Raw genomic sequence first — 16,469 nt, 5'->3', positions numbered from 1 at the left:
AAAACCCTGGCACCCAGGCGGGCGGCGCGCATCACGGGTCGCTCGGCCGCTCCCCGGTGGTGACCCACCCTCGCCAGTCACGGCCACCAGAAGTGTAGCCGGACGTCAGTACGCGTAGCGGTGGACGGTCTCCGGGTGGATGACGACGCGGACCTGCTCGGTGGCGAGGATCCCGGCGAGCTGCGCGGCCCGGGTCGGGTCGGTGAGGTCCCAGTAGCGTGCGGCGAGCCGGGAGCTCAGGTCGTGCGCCCCTTCGGTCTCCACCGTGGTGCGGCCCGCGACGGAGATCCAGCGTTCGCGTTCGCCGACCGGTGCGGCGACGACCAGCGAGGCGCGCGGGTCGCGGGCCAGCCGGCGCACCTTGAGGGCACCCGGCTCGGTGATGAGCTGGACGGTGCCCTCGGTCGTTGCCTCGAACCAGAGAGGCCGGGGCTGTGGCGGCTGCGTCCCGCCGGCGACGGACAGGAACCCGTGCAGGGGGCGGGCGAGGAACTCGAGGTCCTCGGCGGTCAGGCTCGTGCTGTTGGTCATGACGGCGATTCAACGCGGTCGGGCGGGACGAATCCATGGGTGATCAACCGGATTGCCTTTGTGATCGTCTAGCCTCGGTGGATGGACTCGTTCGGTGACCTCTTCCGCGGGATGCGCGCCCAGGGCTCATTGTTCGGCAGCTCGACGCTGTCGCCGCCCTGGGCGCTGGACTTCGTCGACGGCGCGCCGCTGACCCTGTGCGCGGTCATCAGCGGCGCGGGCTGGATAGTCACCGAGGGCCGGCCGCCGGTACGGCTGCGCGCCGGCGAGACGGCGGTCGTGCGCGGCCCCGCGCCGTTCCTGTTCGTCGACGAGGTCGGCACGACCGCCGAACCGGTGGCGTGCGGCGAGCACTGCACGGTGCCCGAACAGGGCGGTACCACGTACCGCCGCGGCTGGAGCGACTGCGGCGACGGCGCGACGACGCTGGTCGTCGGCGCCTACCCGGTGCGAGGGGAGATCAGCCGGCGGCTGCTGGACGCGCTGCCCGTGGTGCTGCGCGTCGGCGCGGGCGGCGCGAGCGACGCCGTGCTAGACCACCTCGCCGCCGAGGTCGCCGCTGACACCCCGGGGCAGCAGGTGGTCCTGGACCGCCTGCTGGACTGGTTGCTGGTCTGCGCGGTGCGCGACTACTTCGACCGGCCCGGCGGCGAGCCCCCGGCCTGGTACGTCGCCCAGCGGGACCCGGTGGTCGGTGACGCCCTGCGCCTCCTGCACGCCGAGCCGGCGGCGCCCTGGTCGGTCGCCACGCTGGCCGCCCGGACAGGGGTGTCCCGGTCCACCCTGGCCAAGCGGTTCAGCGACCTGGTCGGCGAACCGCCACTGACCTACCTCACCGGCTGGCGCATGACGCTCGCCGCCGACCTGCTGACCGAACGCGAGAGCGCGACCGTCGCAGAGGTCGCCCGCGTCGTCGGTTATTCCGACCCGTTCGCCTTCAGCGTGGCGTTCAAGCGGGTCCGCGGCGTCAGCCCGAGCACGTTCCGACGCACCGGTACGCCGGCCCGGAGCGCGTAGCGCTCAGGCCGGGATCCGCACCTCGAACCCCAGCATCTCCCAGGCGCGCGCCGCCCGGGGGACCCGGTCGGCCGCACCGACCCCGGACAGCCCGCCGGCCACCATCGAGACGGCGAGCAGCAGGTCATCCGACGTCGTCCCGGGCGGGACGTCGCCGGCCGCCGTCGCGTCCTCGAGCCGGGTCCCCAGCGCGGCGACGACCCGGTCGCCCAGACCGGCCAGCCGCCCGTCGGGCACGCCTGACCGGACCAGGTCCACGAACCCGACCGACTCGACGGCATGTCGTGTGACCATCCCGAGCAGGTCGGGCAGCCCGACGCCGGGGGTCGCCGCGAGTTCCTCCACAACGGCCACCTGCTCCTCGAAGACGGCGACCACGAGATCGATCCGCTCCGGGAAGTGCCGGTAGAGGCTGCCCTGCCCGACGCCCGCACGCTTGGCGACCGCGCTCAGCGGCGCGCCGGTCCCGGCGGCCCCGAAGACCTCACGAGCCGCCGCCAGCAGCGCGGCACGGTTGCCCGCCGCGGCGCGCGGCCCCAGGTTGGGCACTCCCCCGCGGCGCGCGGGTACGTGCGGGACGTCGCCGCGCCGAGGGTCACGAAGTACACCGGTCATGGCGCTATCCTAGATACCGGACAACACTGTCCGGTATCGTCCCCGTCCCAGGAGCGCACCATGGCACTGACCGTTCACTCCACCGTCGGCGAATGGCTCGATCACCCGGTCGGTGGTCAGATCCTCGCCGGCTTCCTCGCGCAGGGCGGCGCGACGGCGAACTCGCTGGCTCCCGCCCGCGGCCTGCCGCTGGGACAGCTCGTCGCCATGTCCGGCGGCAAGTTCCCCGCCGAGGCACTCGACGCTCTGGTCGGGGCCTACCGGGAAGCGGCGCCCGAGGAGGCCGCCCAGGCAGACACCGGCAGCGAGCAGCCGACCGGCTGGGTCGAGCAGCTCACCCCCGGCCGCTTCGCCGGCCAGACGGTGATCGTGACGGGTGCGGCGTCCGGCATCGGCCGGGCCGTCGCCATCCGCGTGGCACGCGAGGGCGGCCGGGTCGTCGCCGCCGACATCTCCAAGGAGAGGCTCGACGAGCTCGCGGCCACCCTGACCGGCCTCCCGGCCCGGGCAGAGGTGATCCCCGTCGCCGGCGACATCTCCGACCAGGGCGACGTCGAGCGCGTGGTCCTCGCAGCGGGCGACCGCATCGACGCGCTGGCCAACGTCGCCGGGATCATGGACGACATGTCCGCGATCCACGAGGTCAGCGACGACCTGTGGGAGCGCGTGCTGCGCGTGAACCTGGAGGGCACGATGCGCCTGACCCGCGCCGTCGTGCCGGGCATGCTGGCGGCGAAAGAGGGACGCATCGTCAACGTCGCCTCCGAGGCCGGGCTGCGCGGCTCGGCCGCCGGCGTCGCCTACACCGCCTCCAAGCACGCGGTCGTCGGCCTGACCAAGTCGTCCGCCGTGATGTACGCGAAGAGCGGTATCCGCACCAACGCCGTGGCGCCCGGCGGCGTCGCCACGGGCATCCCGGTGCCCGGCGCCGCAGACTTCGGCGCCGGCGTCCTGCGGCCCTACCAGGGCAACATCCCGAGCCTGGCCATGGCCGAGGAGCTCGCCGCCTCCATCACGTTCCTCCTGTCGACGGACTCGGTGAACCTCAACGGCGCGATCATCGCCTCGGACGGCGGCTGGTCCGCCGTCTGATCCATCCCGCCGCCAAGGTGTCAGACCCTCAGGTCACTCGAGTGACCTGAGGGCCTGACACGCGGGGTCCGTCAGGAGCGACTCTCGATGTGTTCGGCGACCCGCTCCGCGAACCATTCGCGCTGCTTCTGCTGCCGCACCTTCTGCTCCCTCAGGAGGGCCTTGGCCGTGGAGACGGCCAGCAGCACCATGACGACGCTGAACGGCAGCGCCAACAGGATCGCCATGGTCTGCAACGCGGCCAGCGGATTGATGTCCGCCCCCGGGTTCGCCGCCACCGCCTGGGCACCCACGACCAGCAGCACGGCCGCGACCGCGCCCTCGACGACGCCCCAGAACGCGCGGCTCCACCTGGGCGGGTTCGGGTCACCGCCCGAGGAGAGCATGTCCACCACGAACGACGCCGAGTCCGAGCTCGTGACGAAGAAGATCACGATCAGCAGGATTCCGAGCACGCTCAGGATCGCGGCACCGGGCAGTGTGTCGAACAGCTGGAACAGCGCCGTGTTGGTGGCGACCGTGCCGTCCTCGGCGATCAGGCCACCGCTGCCGAAGACCTCCCGGTACAGCGCCGTACCTCCCAGCACCGAGAACCACAGGAACGTCACCAGCGTGGGCACCAGCAGCACACCCGTCACGAACTGGCGGATCGTGCGGCCCTTCGAGATACGGGCGATGAAGACGCCGACGAACGGCGCCCAGCTCATCCACCAACCCCAGTAGAACGTGGTCCAGCCGCCGAGCCACGTAGCGCCCTCCTCCTGGAACGGCCGGGCATTGAACGTGAGGTTGAAGAAGTTCTGCAGGTACGAGCCGATCTGGGTGACGAAGTCGCTCAGGATGAATACCGTGGGGCCCGCGATCAGCACGAACACCAGGATCGCCGTGGCGAGGCCCATGTTGATGTTCGACAGCCACTTGATGCCCTTGTCCACACCCGTGATCACCGATGTCACGGCGAGCGCCGTGATGACGATGATGAGCGCGACGAGCAACCAGGTGCTCGGCTCGTCGATCACCTCGAGGTAGCCGAGGCCGGCGCCGATCTGGGTGACGCCCAGGCCGAGCGAGGTCGCGACGCCGAACAGCGTGCCGAGCACGGCGATCACGTCTATGACATCGCCCCAGAAACCCTTGATCCGGTCCCCGAGGAGCGGCTTGAGTGCCCAGCGGATCGAGACCGGGTTGCCCATGCGGTGCACGGAGTACGCGATCGCGAGGCCGACGACCACGTAGATGGCCCAGGCATGAAGGCCCCAGTGCAGGAACGTGATGTCCATGGCCGAGCGAGCCGCCGCGGCGGGCGTGCTGCCGTCGGCTCCCGGTGGCGTCGCGCTGAAGTGGTTGAGCGGCTCGGCGACTCCCCAGAAGACGAGGCCGATTCCCATACCGGCCGCGAACAGCATGGCGAACCATGAGCCGAGCTTGAACTCCGGCTCGTCGTTGGGGTCCTTGCCGAGCACGATGCTGCCCATCGGCGACACCGCGAGCCAGATGGCGAAGAAGACGCATGCCGCCACCAGGCCGATGTAGTACCAGCCCAGGTCCTGCACGACGGTCGCGTTCGCCGTGGCGATGAGGTTGCCCATCTGCTCCGGGATGATCGCGGTGATCACCACGAAGGCGAGCAGAAGGCCGGCTGCCGGGTAGAAGACCCGCGGCGCGGGTATCAGCTTGCGCCTGGGTGTTGCACGTTCGGGAGCATCTTTCGTGACCGTGTTCTGGTCGTCAGACATGTAATGCCTTTCGCTTTGGATATCTCCTAGGCAATTGGAATTGTTCACGCTAACGATCTGTTATGCCGCGATCCGTCGACCGCCCGTTGTGAGGGTGAATCCTTACCGACTTGTGACAACTCCAGAGGTATCCACTCCACCGTACCGGTCGACCGCGTCGGCCGCCCAGGTGTCCGGCTTGCCGATCCGCATGAGCGGCCGCGTGAGGCTGAGCGCCAGGAGAACGCACGCCATCGCCACCACCATCACCCACAGGCTGGTGCCGATGCCGAAACCTTCCAGCAGCGCGCTGCCCAGGACGGGCGCGGCCGGTGCGGCGATCAGCCCGGTCAGCCCGAGCAGGGACGTGGCGCGGCCCATCATCCGGTCCGGGACGATCACCGTGAGGTAGCCCGTGAAGCCCGCGTTGAGTGCCGGGTAGAGGAACACCCCGAACGCCAGCATCGAGACGAAGACCCAGTACGTCGGCACGAGCGCCATGACGGCCAGTGCGACGGCGAGCAGGCCGATGGTCAGGAGCCCGAACCGGCCCACCCTGGTGCGCTGCACGATCGGTCCGGCGACGACGGCTCCCACGAGCATGCTGATGCCAGCACACGCGTCCACCAGCCCGATGAGCCGGGGATCGGTGCCGGTCCGGACGAGCTCCAGGTTGACGACCACGATCAGCGCGATCGCCGTCAGGTTCAGCAGCGTGATCAGCACCAGCACCGCACGAAAGAGCGGCACGGCGGCCACGAAGCGCAGCCCCTCGCGCAGGTCGGCCAGCGGATGGCTCAGCTCGGTCCGCTCGCGGTTGAGCGGCTGACGCACCAGCGAGACCGCTACCGCCTCGATCGCGTGCCCGACGACGGAGGCCACGAACGGGAGCACGTGGGCCATGCCGTAGAGCAGTCCCCCGATCGGCCCCGCGAACAGCCCGACCGCCGCCATCCGCCCCTGGTTCACGGCCATGGCGTTCGCCATCTGGGCAGGCGGCACGACAGCGCGCAGCGCACCCCCCGACGCGGGGTTGACGAACGCGCTCACCATCGAGGAGCCGAACAGCACCGCCGCGAGGTGCCAGCCGCTCAGGGCGCCGGCGAGGCCGGCCACCAGCACCGTCACCCAGAGGGCCGTTCCCGCGGTGGCGGCGAGCACCAGCAGCCGACGGCGGTCCATCCGGTCCGCGACGACGCCCGCCGGCAGGGTCGCCACCAGCGCGCCGACCTGGCCGATCCCGCTGATCAAGCCGGCCTGCGCCACCGAACCGGTGAGCTCGAACGCCAGCAGCGGCACCGCGAACGTGCCGACGCCCGCCCCGATCGCCTGGGCGAACCGTCCGGTGGTCAGGAGCAGGTAGGCACGGTTGCGCCGGAGCGGAACCTCTTGCGCGGGTTCGGCCCCGGCCGTCCGGGTCTCTGCGATCACGCCGCACAACGTAGTGGTCAGGTGTGTCGAGCGGGTGAAATGTCCGCGTCTCGGCTGGTCGATCCTGCCGGACCGGGAGGGGGCGAGAACCGGCTCAGCGGCCGATCGAGGCCTTCCGACCTGCGACGTACAGGCCCTCGCGGGCGATCCGGCCTACGGTCTCGACGAGCAGCGCCCGCTCGGCGACCTTGATCCGTTCGGTCAGGGTCGGCTCGTCGTCGTCGTCGAGGACCGGCACCACCGTCTGCGCGATGATCGGGCCGGTGTCCACGCCGTCGTCCACCAGGTGCACCGTGCTGCCGGTGACCTTGACGCCGTGAGCGAGCGTGTCACGGACGGGGTGCGCGCCGGGGAAGCTCGGTAGGAGGGCAGGGTGCGTGTTCATCATGCGTCCCTCGAACTTCCGCACGACACTCGGCGCGAGGATGCGCATGAACCCGGCCAGGACCAGGTAGTCCGGCTGAAACACCGAGACAGCCTCGAGCACGCCGTCGTTCCAGGCCGCGCGGTCCTCGAAGTCCTTCATCGCGACGACCGCGGAAGCCACCCCCGCGTCGCGCGCGAGATCGAGGGCGCCGGCGTCCGGACGGTCCGTCACGAGGCCGACCACGCGCGCGCCGTAGGCGGCGTCGTCGTGCGCGGCCAGGAGCGCGGCGAGGTTGGATCCACCACCCGAGGCGAGCACCACCAGGCGCTTGGCGGAACTGGACTCGACGGGGTGACCGGAGGGCGTCTGCACGCCGACCAGCCTACGTGGACAGCGGTCCGCGGGCCCAACCGTCGGTCGATGCGCCGCCCGCGCCCTCGTCTGGCCGGTCGGACTGCTCGGATCGGTCAGGCACTGCCGACTCGTCGGCTCCGTCGGGCTCGGGCCCGTCGTGCTCGGGTCGGTCGGGCTCGCCGGATCCGTCGGACCGTTCGGGGACATCGTCGGCACCTTCGTCATGCAGCAGGTCGACCACTGAGCTCTCGGGCTCCCTCCCCGCCTCCTCGACCCGGTCCCGCAGGCGCGCGGGCAGGCCGACGGCGTCCAGCTTGGCGCCGAGCAGCACCGCGGCCGCTCCCCCGCCGACCTCAGCGGCCACCAGGCCGGCGGTCAGCAGCGCGTTCGCGCCGACGTCGGCCAGCCGGCCCGGCCCACCCGCACCCGCCGCCATCCACTGCCCGAGTAGCATGACGACGGCCGGGGTGAGGACCATGCCGCCCAGCACCCAGCCGACGTCGGACCAGCGAACCAGCGACGGCTCCAGCCGGCGCCACACGAACAGGCCCGCCACCACCCCGCACGCGACCACGAGCACGGGAGCCCAGGCGCTGATCGGGTTGGCCCAGTCCTCCCCCGGCAGCGCCCCGAGGAGCGGGATGGCGGGCAGCGGGCCGGAGATCGTCCCGAACGGCGTGAAGCTCGTCCCCTCACCGATGGCAAAACCCGGGCCCGCTAGCCAGGCGATCGCCCACAGCACCAGGTTGGGCAGCAGCGCCAGCTGCGCGACGGCGAACACGATCCCGCCGGTCCAGCCCGGTTCGAGGGCGGTGATGATGTCCGACGACGTGGCGCGCCCGGCCAGAGCCCACGCCGCCACCAGGAGCGCCCCGCCACCGAGGAGCAGCGCGACGGCCAACGTTCCGCCCCGCAGGCCGAGGCGCAGCGTCGCGGGCACCAGGTCGACACCGGTGGCCCGGCGGGCCAGCACCTCCGCTCGCTCACCGAGCTCGGTGGCTGCCGGAGCGTCCGGGCGCGCCAGGATGCCGAGCGCCATGCCGAGCCCGCCCATGAACAGGCCGGCCAGGGGCGCCGTCGCGAGCGTCCAGCCGGGGGCGCTCCCTGCGATGGCGGCCACCGCCGTCGTGCACAGGGCGTAGGTGACGGTACCGGCGGCCCACGCGGGCACCGAGGTGGTGGCGAAGCGCTTGGCCGAGACGTAGGTGACGAACAGGGCAAGGCACGCGACGCCGAGCGGGGCGAGGGAGACGGTGACGGTGTCGGCAGTGAGCGGGACGCCGTGGCCCAGCAGCCAGATGCCCATCGCGACGTCGACGGCCGAGCGCACCTCCGCACCGTCCCCGGGGGTGCCGGCGGCCGTGGACATCGCGGCGGTGCCGACGAGGTAGGCGACGACCGCCGGGAGGACCACCACGGCGAGCGACAGCACGAGCGCCTGACCGGCCGCGAGGACACCGGCGACGATGTGGGAGACCGTCGGCGGTTCGTGTTCGGCCGGGGTCGGCTCCTCGACCAGCCGGCTGCGCCGGGCGGTCGGCCTGCTGGCCGGTCGGCTCGTCCGGGCACCGGGGGTGCGGGTGGCCGAGCCGGGGCGGGGTGGTGCGCTCACCACCCAATCTTCACCCGGGTGGGGCCGTCACACGGCGGACGCGGCCCGGCGTGGCCCGGGTGAACTTCGGGGAAAATCACTGCAATGCATGGAGTTTACAAGGGGTTATGGTGTAAGAACGCCCGCTTTGCCCGTAAACCGATCGGGCCCCTCGGTGGTCGAGCGGTACTTCGTCGCTCGACCACCGAGGGGCCCGAAGGGTCAGAGGGACTGCAGGACCTCGCGCATGAGGTCAGCGGTCTCGGTAGGCGTCTTGCCGACCTTGACGCCGACGGCCTCGAGGGCCTCCTTCTTCGCCGCGGCGGTCCCGGCCGAGCCGGACACGATCGCGCCGGCGTGGCCCATCGTCTTGCCCTCGGGGGCGGTGAAGCCCGCGACGTAGCCGACGACCGGCTTGGTGACGTGCGCCTTGATGTACTCGGCGGCCCGCTCCTCGGCGTCGCCGCCGATCTCGCCGATCATCACGATCGCCTTGGTCTCCGGGTCGTTCTCGAAGGCCTCGAGCGCGTCGATGTGCGTGGTGCCGACGATCGGGTCGCCGCCGATACCGATGGCGGTCGAGAAGCCGAGGTCCTTCAGCTCGTACATCATCTGGTAGGTCAGCGTGCCCGACTTCGACACGAGACCGATCGGGCCCTTGCCCGTGATGGTGTGCGGCGTGATGCCGGCCAGCGACTCGCCAGGGGTGATGATGCCGGGGCAGTTCGGCCCGATCATCCGGGTCTCCTTGCCCTGAAGGTAGGCCCACACCTCGGCGGTGTCCTGCACGGGCACGCCCTCGGTGATGACCACGAGCAGGCCGATGCCCGCGTCGATGGCCTCGATGGCCGCGTCCTTGGTGAAGGCCGGCGGCACGAAGACGACGGAGACGTCCGCGCCGGTCTCGGCCATGGCCTCCTTGACGGTGCCGAAGACGGGCAGCGTGACGTCGTTGCCGTCGTGGTCCTTGTGCTGCACCGTCGTGCCGGCCTTGCGAGCGTTCACGCCGCCGACGATCGTCGCGCCGGAGTCGAGCATGAGGGCGGTGTGCTTGGCACCCATGCCGCCCGTGATGCCCTGGACGATGATCTTCGAGTCCTTGTTCAGGTAGATCGACATTGTCTTCTAATCTCTGCTTTCGAAGTCTTCAGCGGGCGATCAGGCGGCGGCCGCGGCCTTGGCTGCGGCGAGGTCGGCGCCGCCGTCCATGGTGTCGGCAAGGGTCACGAGCGGGTGGTTGCGCTCGGCGAGGATCTGGCGGCCCAGCTCGACGTTGTTGCCGTCGAGGCGGACGACCAGCGGCTTGGTCGCGGCGTCGCCCAGCAGGTCGAGCGCGCCGACGATGCCGTTCGCCACCTCGTCACAGGCGGTGATGCCGCCGAAGACGTTCACGAACACCGCCTTGACCTGCGAGTCCCCGAGGATGACGTCGAGACCGTTCGCCATGACCTGGGCGTTCGCGCCGCCGCCGATGTCGAGGAAGTTGGCGGGCTTCACGCCGCCGTGCTTCTCACCGGCGTACGCGACCACGTCGAGCGTCGACATGACCAGGCCGGCGCCGTTGCCGATGATGCCGACCTCGCCGTCGAGCTTGACGTAGTTGAGGTCGTTCTCCTTGGCCTTCGCCTCGAGGGGGTCGGCGGCAGCCGAGTCCTCGAGCGCCGCGTGGTCCGCGTGGCGGAAGCCGGCGTTCTCGTCGAGCGTCACCTTGCCGTCGAGGGCGACGATCTCGCCGTCCTCGGTCTTGACCAGGGGGTTCACCTCGACCAGCGTGGCGTCCTCGGCCTTGAACACGGTCCAGAGGCCGCGGATGACCTCGGCGACCTTGCCCTTGATGTCGTCGGCGAAGCCGGCGGCGTCCACGATCTCCGCGGCCTTGGCCTCGTCGATGCCGACGGCCGGGTCGACGGCGATGCGGGCCAGCGCCTCGGGGCGCTCGGCAGCCAGCTGCTCGATCTCCATACCGCCCTCGACGGAGCACATGGCGAGGTAGTTGCGGTTCGACCGGTCCAGGAGCACGGAGAAGTAGAACTCCTCGGCGATCTTGGCGCCCTGCGCCACCATCACGCGGTGCACGGTGTGACCCTTGATGTCCATGCCGAGGATCTCGGCGGCCTTCTCGGCGGTCTCCTCGGGCGAGTGGGCCAGCTTGACGCCGCCCGCCTTGCCACGACCACCGGTCTTGACCTGGGCCTTCACGACGACAGTTCCGCCGCCCAGCTTCTCGGCGCCTTCGCGAGCCTCTTCGGGGGTCGTCGCGACAACCCCACCAAGCACGGGCACGCCGTGCTTCTCGAAGATGTCGCGCGCCTGGTATTCGAACAGGTCCACCCTGCTGCGTCCTTCCATCGGGATGCGGCCCTCGGACGTCGTTGTCGCCCGGAGCCCGGCTGAAGCGATGTCTCGACGTCAAGACATCCCGGTACAGCGTAGCCCTGGATCGCCCGTGCTTCCGAACGAAGCGGCGTTATTCCGGGGCCGGCAGGAGGTGGATCCGCGGCTCGGCAGCACGCGCGACGAGCGCGGTCCGGCTACCTGCGGTAGTGGGTGAAGAACTCCCAGATGAGCTCGGTTGCAGACACTTCCTGTGTGGCGCTGCTGTCGTTGCCCCCGGGCCAGCTGTGCGTGCCGCCGGCGACCTTGTAGAACACGACATCGGCCCGCCCGCGGCATGTGGTGTACGTCTCCCTGGTGACGTGCTCCGTGACCGCTTCGACCCTCGGTCCGGTCGTGCAACCGTTCATCCGCGCCCACGACTGCACGGCGAGCTGGGTCGTGTATCCCCAGCGCTTGTCGCTGTTGCCCTGGTAGGGGTTCACGGTGTCCGCGTCGCCGTGGAAGGTGATGACCGGCACGCTGCGCGCGGGGGCGCACGACTGGAGCTCGACGGCGGCCGGGTCGTCGGGCGAGGGCCGGCCCGCGCGCAGCCCGGCGACCGGCGCGATGGCCGCGACCCTGTCCGGGCGGGCGCACGCGTACGCCGACGCCATCCGGGCGCCGCCGGAGTGTCCGGTCGCGTAGACCCGGCGCGGGTCGGCACAGCCGAGTCCCACGAGCTCGTCGATCACGGCGGTGAGGAACTCGACGTCGTCGCGCGTGCCCGGCGGCGGGTAGGCCCCGGCCGTCGTCGGCACGCCCGGCACGTTCCAGAACCAGACCTCGTCCGGGTTCGGGTCGGCGACCGGGATGGCACCGTTGGGGGCCACCGTGACGAACCCTTCCGCGTCGGCGGTCAGGTCGAGGTCGTTGTACGCGGAGATCGACTCCGCGTTGCCGTTGCTGGGGTGCAGGTTGAGCACCATCGGCGGCGCGCCGGCCCGGCCGCCCGCCGCGCCGGCACTCTCGGGCACGTGCACCCGGACGGGATGGGCGACGCCGTCCAGCTCGACGTCGACCTGGCTCGTACCCACGGGCACCGCGCAGGCCCTGGCGGGTCGCCCGGTCGTGGCACCGTCGGACGTGGACGTGCTGGTGATCTCGGAGCCTCCGACCTGGTCGGTGCCGCTGGTCATCGCCGCGTAGGCGGACCGGCCACGATCGCGCCGAGCGCGGTGAGCGCGGCGATCCCGCGGCCCAGGATGCGAGTGCTGTGCATGACGACTCCCTTGTCGTGGCGCGCCCGGCGGGCGGGCGCCCGACACCCCCTGGCATCGGCGCGTCGAGGCTACCCGGCGAATCGTCAACCTGGGTTGACACTCGAAAGCCTGTCAACCATAGTTGACACATGAGCCAGCAAGCACTTGTCGCGTCCGCCGCCGGGGACGACCCCGCCGACGGACTGCGCGCCGTCCGGGCCCTGCGCGAGCTGGCCGACCGCCTCGAGGCGCTCCAGGTGGAGCGCGCGCGGCGGCTCGGCTGGTCGTGGCAGGACATCGCCGGCGCGCTCGGCGTCTCCCGCCAGGCAGTCCACAAGAAGCACAACAGGAGGATCTGATGTTCGAGAGGTTCACGAAGGACGCCCGCTCCGCCGTCGTCGACGCCCAGCTGGTCGCCCGTGCCGCGCACAGCGACCAGATCGACAGCCGACACCTGCTCGTCGCCCTCGCCGAGTGCGACGGACCCGCCCGCACCGCTCTGACCGGCGGCCGTATCGACATGACAGAGCTGGTCGCACGCGCGCGCACGAACATCGAGGCGGGCGACGCGCTCGACCCGGCCGCGCTGGCCGCCGTCGGCATCGACCTCGACGAGGTCACGCGGCGCACCGAGGAGACCTTCGGCGAGGGCGCACTGACCCGCGCCGGCCGCATCCTGCGCGGGCGCCGCAAGCACATCCCATTCACCGCGGACGCGAAGAAGTCGCTGGAGCTCGCGCTCCGCGAGGCGGTCCGCCTGGGCTCCAAGGAGATCCACGGCGGGCACCTCCTGCTCGGTCTGACACGTGCGGAGTCCCCGGCCCGGAGCATCCTGTCCGACGTCGGCGCGGACGTCGAGCGGGTCCGCCACCTCGCCGAGGGCAAGAGCGAGGCGGCGTGACCGCCGTGCAACCGATCTCATCTGCAGCGAGTTCGTCGCTACGGGCGGTTGGTGGAGGGACTGACGACCGTCACGAAGAGATTCTGAGGATCCGGCGGCGGGTCCTTCCAGTACGTGATCTCGACGGACCAGCCCTCACCCAGGTCGTCAGACTTGTGAAACCCGAGGCGGTCACTACCGGTATCTAGCGCCGGCTCACCAGCGGTCCACCCGTCCGCTTCCAGGACCTTGATCATGCGATCCGCGGCCTGTTCCGGAGTCAGCTGCGCATCGGCCGCGAAGACGATCGTGGCGTCCCACTGCCAGTACCGCCTGCCGTTCGGGTCCTCGTCGTTGACCTCGGCGTTCTCCCAGCGCAGTCCGCCACCAGCGTGGTCGTCCTGGTAGCGGTCGACGCCGTCGATCGTCGCGGTCAGCGACTGCCCGATCTGTTCGGAGCGCTCTTGCAGTTGTGCAACTGTCACGTCGCTCCTTGAGGTGCATGCCGTGGTCAGGGTCATGGTCAGCGCGATCAAACCCGCCAGGACGATGCGCGACCGTCTCCTGCTCGCGCGTGTCCCGTACACGTCCGAAGTTTCTGTGGGCGATGACATCGGCCGGCTCCGTTTCCCTGTGTGATCACTCGACATCGAGATACCTCGCCTCATAACCCTCGGCGTCGATACCGTCGATGTTGTACAACTTTCCGCCTGCCACGAGGACCTCGTCCTTTGCGTACAGCTCGACGCGTGTGCCGGTGATGACACCGACGATGTTGTTGAACGCGGTCGACCCCTTGGTATAGACGCTCGAGTGACTCTCGAAGACACCGGTGGACTCGATGTCGCCCTCGCTCGGGTTCGCGGCGTTGAGGTACCCGGTCTCCAGCCGCGTCACCTCAGGATCGCGCAACGCGGAGGCGCCGTGGCCGAGCTCGCCCGCGTCCGCACCCTGGATCAGGCCGACGACACCGTCACGTCGGGCCATCTGTGTGTAGTGCGGAACGTCCTTGGTGTACGGGAAGTCCTGCACCGAGGTGTTGTCGTTACCCAGCCCCGCACCAGCGACGTACATGACACGGTCCACCCTCAGCCCCTCGCTCTCGGCGATGCCGAGCACGGCGCTCCCGTAGGAGTGCGCCTCCGCCGTCAGCGTCGAGTCCGGGTGCACATCGATCGCGTGGACGAAGTCGCGCAGCTTGGGCCCCAGGTCACGCGAGTAGCTCGCGCTCGCCGCCTCCGGGATGTTCTGGGGGAACTCGCCGCCGGCCCACGCGAAAACCGCCGTCGATCCGGCGCTCTTGATGCGGTTCGCCGCGTCATACAGGTTATATACGTCGGCGTCGATCTCGTTGAAGTCGTCCATCCGGGTCGTAGTACCCGGGACATGGACGGCGACGTTGTCCACCCAGTCGGGTACATCGCCGTTCTCGTCGTACGGGCCGTGATAGGTCGCGATGCTTGAGCTGGTCGGGTCGAACGCCACGAGCTCCACGGTCGTGCGCGAGGGATCGACTGGCAGCCCATTCCTGTCGTACTGCTCCTGTGCCGTGTCCAGACCCCGGTACTGCTCGTACGAGTCGATCGCGGCCTGCAGCCGGTCAACCTCCATCGCCAGTCTCAGGTCCGGCACGTACTGCCCACGCGCGCTGCTGAACCGGCTCGCCATCGCCGCGATCCGCAGCTCGGTCTCGATCCGCGCCTTCTCCGCTTCCAGCCGGTTGATCTCCGTCGCGAGGTTGATCCGATTCGCATCGGCACGGAACTTGACCGGCACCCCGTTCAGGTTCCCGATCATCATCGGCATAGCCGCCACCAACGCCGCGCGCTGCTCAGGGGTCAGGGTGTCCCACCACTCCCGCACCTCCGACGCCGACCCGTCCAGGATCGCCCGCGTCGGCGCGAACTGCGCCACGCTCGACGAACCCATATGCGACAACGCACCGGTCGAGGAGAACAGACCTGTGCGCCCCGTCAGGGCCGGACCCAGACCCCACGGCACCGGCGCGACCTGCTCGTCCAGCGCCTTGATCCGCCGCGCACACCGTTGCTCGGCTTCATCGATCACCGCGAACACCTGCCGGGCCCGAGTGATCAGATCCTGGTTCTGGCCGACCGTCACCAGCTCCTGCAGCTGCATGGTGGTCACCCCGCCCGGGTTCGCGGCCCGCACCCGTGCCCGGAACGTCGCCGCTTCCACCTCGAGGTTGGCCAGGCGTTGCTTGACCGCACCGATCTCGTCGACGTAGTCGTCCAGATACCGGGCCGCGTCCAAGAAGCGCTCCTGCTCCCGCAGCGCCGCACCGAGCTCGGGGTCCATCACCCGATACAGATCACCGGCCTCAGGGGCCCGGTAGTCCTCGGGCAACCGGGACCATGCCGAGTGGACGCCCTGGACGCTCTCCGCGACCCGCTGCCCCGTCGACCGCGAGAACCGGGCCTGCTCCTCGGCCCACTCGAGGCCCAAGGCGTTGGACTGCTTCGGGAACAGCGACGGGTCGATCAACCCACTCGCATCAGTCACCAGCACGACGCCCGCCGCCACCCGACACCCCCATGTCCACGCCGTTCGCTGCCGCTGGAGCCTACCTATCGGAATTGGGCATGTACACGAATGTCAGGCTCCGCGATGCAAGCGACCGACCTCGCGGAGGGCAGTAGCGAAGCGGCGTGACCGCCGTGCAACCGACCGAACTCGTCGACTTCGGTCGGTTGCCCTGAGATCGGTCCTTCGATGGACCGATCTCATCTGCAGCGAGTTCATCCTCGTGAGGCGCGGGTCGTCGGCGCTACATTCGGGTTGTGTCCGGGACACCCCGCGGCAGAACCCACTGGGGACTCCCATGCCACGAGCACGGAAGCACGCCTCACTTGCCGCCATCGCGCTCGTCGCTCTCCTGGCAGCGTGCACTGCCTGGCAACATCCCGAGGTACAGCGTGCCGACGGATTCATCGCGATGATCGCGACGACGCCCACCGACGAGGACATGGCGACTGATGTCGGTGGTGGTGAGCTCGTCACGAACGACGCCGGCTGTGCGGGCATCTCGATGGACGGCACGTTCTATCCCGTCCTCTGGCCCGAGGGCACGTCCGTGTCCGAGGAGGGACTGACGTTCCCCGACAACACGACCGTCGAGCCGGGTGGAACGTGGAGCGGCGCCGGCACAGTGGCTCTGATGCCCGCCGAGAACTATCCCCACCTCCCGGAAGAGTGCACAGTCAGCGGCGAGAAGACGGCGGTCGTCGCGATCAGTGCGACCGGCTCGTAACCGAAACATCCACGAACGCCTCGGCCCTCC

General features: G+C 70.3%; 16 protein-coding genes and 1 riboswitch. Of the genes, 5 read left to right on the top strand and 11 right to left on the bottom strand.

All coding sequences use genetic code 11. From position 1 onward, the window contains the following. Window positions 1-4: 4 nt before the first annotated feature. A riboswitch (ZMP/ZTP riboswitch) is annotated at window positions 5-91 on the bottom strand. Between the two features lie 14 nt (window positions 92-105). Then, window positions 106-531, bottom strand: coding sequence for a pyridoxamine 5'-phosphate oxidase family protein (locus tag ACQEVI_RS16225; protein ID WP_432900613.1), 426 nt, complete (start codon window positions 529-531; stop codon window positions 106-108). An 81-nt stretch (window positions 532-612) separates the two neighbouring features. Between ACQEVI_RS16225 and ACQEVI_RS16220 the strand changes: the two genes are divergently transcribed. Further along, window positions 613-1,548 (top strand): AraC family transcriptional regulator, encoded by a 936-nt coding sequence (locus ACQEVI_RS16220; RefSeq protein ID WP_432900610.1) that lies wholly within the window; start codon window positions 613-615, stop codon window positions 1,546-1,548. Window positions 1,549-1,551: 3 nt separating this feature from the next. Here the strand turns inward: ACQEVI_RS16220 and ACQEVI_RS16215 are convergent, their stop codons facing one another. Beyond that, complete coding sequence (locus ACQEVI_RS16215; RefSeq protein ID WP_432900608.1) at window positions 1,552-2,163, bottom strand: TetR family transcriptional regulator; 612 nt, start codon at window positions 2,161-2,163, stop codon at window positions 1,552-1,554. 60 nt (window positions 2,164-2,223) lie between these two features. Here ACQEVI_RS16215 and ACQEVI_RS16210 point away from each other — a divergent pair, with 60 nt between their 5' ends. Continuing rightward, window positions 2,224-3,255 carry an SDR family NAD(P)-dependent oxidoreductase gene (locus ACQEVI_RS16210; protein WP_432900606.1) on the top strand — a complete coding sequence of 344 codons (1,032 nt, stop codon included), beginning with the start codon at window positions 2,224-2,226 and terminating at the stop codon, window positions 3,253-3,255. A 71-nt stretch (window positions 3,256-3,326) separates the two neighbouring features. On the opposite strand, the gene ACQEVI_RS16205 is transcribed toward ACQEVI_RS16210, so the two are convergent. From ACQEVI_RS16205 to ACQEVI_RS16175, 7 genes are all read right to left on the bottom strand, one after another. Then, the gene (locus tag ACQEVI_RS16205) at window positions 3,327-4,991 is read right to left on the bottom strand and encodes a BCCT family transporter (protein WP_432900604.1); all 1,665 of its coding nucleotides are present in this window, start codon (window positions 4,989-4,991) and stop codon (window positions 3,327-3,329) included. Window positions 4,992-5,093: 102 nt separating this feature from the next. Continuing rightward, on the bottom strand, window positions 5,094-6,401 hold the full coding sequence (locus ACQEVI_RS16200) for an MFS transporter (protein WP_432900602.1): 1,308 nt from the start codon (window positions 6,399-6,401) through the stop codon (window positions 5,094-5,096). A 94-nt stretch (window positions 6,402-6,495) separates the two neighbouring features. Continuing rightward, window positions 6,496-7,140: a phosphoribosylglycinamide formyltransferase gene (gene purN, locus ACQEVI_RS16195; protein WP_432900600.1), complete on the bottom strand. Its 645-nt coding sequence runs from the start codon at window positions 7,138-7,140 to the stop codon at window positions 6,496-6,498. Between the two features lie 10 nt (window positions 7,141-7,150). Then, window positions 7,151-8,734 carry a cell division protein PerM gene (locus ACQEVI_RS16190; RefSeq protein WP_432900598.1) on the bottom strand — a complete coding sequence of 528 codons (1,584 nt, stop codon included), beginning with the start codon at window positions 8,732-8,734 and terminating at the stop codon, window positions 7,151-7,153. Between the two features lie 201 nt (window positions 8,735-8,935). After that, the gene (sucD, locus tag ACQEVI_RS16185) at window positions 8,936-9,832 is read right to left on the bottom strand and encodes a succinate--CoA ligase subunit alpha (RefSeq protein WP_377135255.1); all 897 of its coding nucleotides are present in this window, start codon (window positions 9,830-9,832) and stop codon (window positions 8,936-8,938) included. Between the two features lie 39 nt (window positions 9,833-9,871). Beyond that, entirely contained in the window at window positions 9,872-11,044 is a 1,173-nt protein-coding gene (gene sucC, locus ACQEVI_RS16180) for an ADP-forming succinate--CoA ligase subunit beta (RefSeq protein WP_432900596.1), read from the bottom strand. Window positions 11,045-11,244: 200 nt separating this feature from the next. Further along, entirely contained in the window at window positions 11,245-12,225 is a 981-nt protein-coding gene (locus ACQEVI_RS16175; protein ID WP_432900595.1) for an extracellular catalytic domain type 1 short-chain-length polyhydroxyalkanoate depolymerase, read from the bottom strand. Between the two features lie 212 nt (window positions 12,226-12,437). Here ACQEVI_RS16175 and ACQEVI_RS16170 point away from each other — a divergent pair, with 212 nt between their 5' ends. Both ACQEVI_RS16170 and ACQEVI_RS16165 read left to right on the top strand, forming a co-directional pair. Beyond that, on the top strand, window positions 12,438-12,647 hold the full coding sequence (locus tag ACQEVI_RS16170; RefSeq protein ID WP_116673717.1) for a helix-turn-helix domain-containing protein: 210 nt from the start codon (window positions 12,438-12,440) through the stop codon (window positions 12,645-12,647). Then, the gene (locus tag ACQEVI_RS16165) at window positions 12,647-13,189 is read left to right on the top strand and encodes a Clp protease N-terminal domain-containing protein (RefSeq protein ID WP_432900593.1); all 543 of its coding nucleotides are present in this window, start codon (window positions 12,647-12,649) and stop codon (window positions 13,187-13,189) included. The genes ACQEVI_RS16170 and ACQEVI_RS16165 overlap by 1 nt, the downstream gene beginning before the upstream one ends. Window positions 13,190-13,227: 38 nt before the next feature. Here the strand turns inward: ACQEVI_RS16165 and ACQEVI_RS16160 are convergent, their stop codons facing one another. Both ACQEVI_RS16160 and ACQEVI_RS16155 read right to left on the bottom strand, forming a co-directional pair. Beyond that, a complete protein-coding gene (locus ACQEVI_RS16160) occupies window positions 13,228-13,782 on the bottom strand; it encodes a hypothetical protein (protein WP_432900591.1) in 555 nt (184 codons plus the stop codon). A gap of 25 nt (window positions 13,783-13,807) precedes the next feature. Continuing rightward, window positions 13,808-15,691: an alpha/beta hydrolase gene (locus ACQEVI_RS16155; protein WP_432900589.1), complete on the bottom strand. Its 1,884-nt coding sequence runs from the start codon at window positions 15,689-15,691 to the stop codon at window positions 13,808-13,810. Window positions 15,692-16,010: 319 nt separating this feature from the next. Between ACQEVI_RS16155 and ACQEVI_RS16150 the strand changes: the two genes are divergently transcribed. After that, the gene (locus ACQEVI_RS16150; protein ID WP_432900588.1) at window positions 16,011-16,439 is read left to right on the top strand and encodes a hypothetical protein; all 429 of its coding nucleotides are present in this window, start codon (window positions 16,011-16,013) and stop codon (window positions 16,437-16,439) included. The last annotated feature ends 30 nt before the right edge of the window (window positions 16,440-16,469 follow it).

The sequence above is a fragment of the Promicromonospora sp. CA-289599 genome (genome assembly GCF_050936155.1).
Classification (GTDB): Bacteria; Actinomycetota; Actinomycetes; order Actinomycetales; family Cellulomonadaceae; genus Promicromonospora.
Note: the sequence above shows the minus strand (reverse complement) of the source record. Positions and strands in the feature narration are given on the sequence as shown.